The 2104-nt window shown below is 67.9% G+C and carries 2 protein-coding genes and 1 pseudogene; all 3 read left to right on the plus strand.

Features of this window, described 5'->3' with window-relative positions; translation table 11 throughout:
* A pseudogene (locus tag GBZ26_RS28945) lies at nt 1–249 on the plus strand (XRE family transcriptional regulator); the annotation flags it as partial.
* Nucleotides 250–588: 339 nt separating this feature from the next.
* Nucleotides 589–1530, plus strand: coding sequence for a YqaJ viral recombinase family protein (locus tag GBZ26_RS28950; RefSeq protein WP_174441743.1), 942 nt, complete (start codon nt 589–591; stop codon nt 1528–1530).
* 30 nt (nt 1531–1560) lie between these two features.
* Nucleotides 1561–2104 (plus strand): hypothetical protein (locus GBZ26_RS28955; protein ID WP_247884948.1); only part of this gene is annotated, 544 nt, incomplete at its 3' end.

Raw genomic sequence — 2104 nt, forward strand, 5'->3', positions numbered from 1 at the left:
GCCTCCTCCAGCCTGAACGCCGCCGGCGTCCTGCCGGACGACTGCGTGGTGCTGGAACCGCTGGACGTGCTGGCCCCGCAGGCCGGCGACGTGGTGGTGACGGTGGGCGACGGAACGGTGTGCGGCTACCGCTTCTTCCCGCCGCATCTGCTGCCGGTCAGCACAGACCCCGGCTGCCGCCCGACGCCCATCGAGCGCGCCAACGTCGCTGGTGTCGCGGTTCACGTCACGCGGTGCCTGCGCGCCTGATCGCGCGTATTTTCCGGGAATCTGGAAGAAAAGCCGTCAATTCCAGCGGCGAAATTCTTTCCCGCAGCCCCCTTTGACGCCACGAATCCATACCCATCTGTGCCGAGTCGCCCGATTCGGTCACAGCGAGACCGCGGCTGCGCCGCATTCTACTTAGATTTTTGAAAAGGTTCGAAGATTCGATCCTAAGGCCAAGTCGTAGGTTCTCTTTTTGTTCTTGAATCCTGCGTGTTCGCAGCCCATATTCACGATACGGTTTATGGTTAACGGCGATGGCGCTGCGAAGACGCATCGACCGGAGCCATAGACGCACCGAAACGGCTGGGGGCCGGCAGGGGAATGGCGATTACGGACGCGCAGCGCGCCGCGCGGGCAGGGCGTATCGGGTCTTCCGACGCCACCCGCATCATGGCGGGCGACTGGCTGAACCTGTGGCGCGAGAAGACGGGGCGGTCGGCGCCGGCCGACCTCGACCTCGTCGCCGCGGTGCAGATCGGCATCGCGACCGAACATCTGCATCCGCGCTTCGTGGAGAAGGCCACCGGCCTTCCCTGCGTGCCGGCGGAACGGACCTGGGTGCATCCGGAGCATGACTGGATGGTCGCCCACCCGGATTTTCTGACCTGGGAGGACGGCACGGACGGCGGTGCGCCGGACACGCTGGTGGAAGCGAAATTCACCGGCGGCTTTCAGACGGATGCGGAGCTCGCCCAGCGGTACCATTGGCAGGTGCAGCACCAGCTGGTGGTCACCGGGCTGGACCGGGCGATGCTGTCCATCCTGCGCCCGACCGGCCATGCACTCGTCCGCGTGCCGCGGCGGGAGGCGGATTGCGGGCGTCTGATGGAGACGCTGGATGCCTTCTGGTGGCACGTCGCCAACGATGTGGAGCCTGGAAACCCGCTGCCCGCGGAGGCACCGGCCTACGAGACCCGCCGGGTGGTGGACATGGCCCGGCACAATCGCTTCGCCGCCCTGGCCGCGGAACTGGTGGACCGCCGCGCCGCCGCCCTCGCCGTCCGCGAGGCGGAGGCCGCCCTGAAGGCGCTGATGCCCGCCGACGCGCGCATCGCCTTCGTGGCGGGGGAGGAGCCGGGCCGCGGTCTGTACCTTGCCCGCGACCGCGAGGGACGTCTGTCGCTGCGGTACGGCGCTCCGCCGCGGCGGGCGCTCGACACCGCCGAACCGTGGCAGCCCGCCGCGGCCGATCCGTCCCCTGATCCGAGCCTGGACGCTGTGCTCAGCGGCGGCTGGGGTGAGGGGAGAGACGAACGCTACTGACCACAAGGGGAACCCGACGATATGGGACGCATGAGCAAGACCGACACCGTTGCCGAAACCGAGAAGACCGTCAGCACGGCCGCTCCGAAGATCGCGGGTTCCCCGAACGCCACCGTGGAGCCCGCCGCCACGGACCCCATGCATCTGTGGAACCGGTTGAGGCGGACCGACCCGAAGGCGACCAAGCCCTTCACCCGCTCCGGCGGCTTCCGCGGCACACAGATCGACCCGACTTGGCGCCTGATGATGATGACCGAGGTGTTCGGTCCGGTCGGCAAGGGCTGGGGCTATGAGCAGATGGATTGGACCATCGCCGAACGCATGGTCTTCATCTGCGCGCGCGTCTGGTACCTCGACCCGGAGACGGGTGAGAAGTGCTGGACCGGTCCGCAGTGGGGCGGCACCGAGATGGTCCGCCGCCGCAACGGCATCGAGGCGCCCGACGACGAGTGCTTCAAGATGTCGATGACCGACGCGGTGGGCAAATGCCTCGTCCAGCTCGGCCTCGCCGCCGACGTCCATATGGGCCAGTTCGACGACAGCAAGTACCGGGAGGAGGCCGAGGCCTTCTACG

This window comes from Azospirillum formosense (assembly GCF_013340925.1).
Lineage (GTDB): Bacteria > Pseudomonadota > Alphaproteobacteria > Azospirillales > Azospirillaceae > Azospirillum > Azospirillum formosense.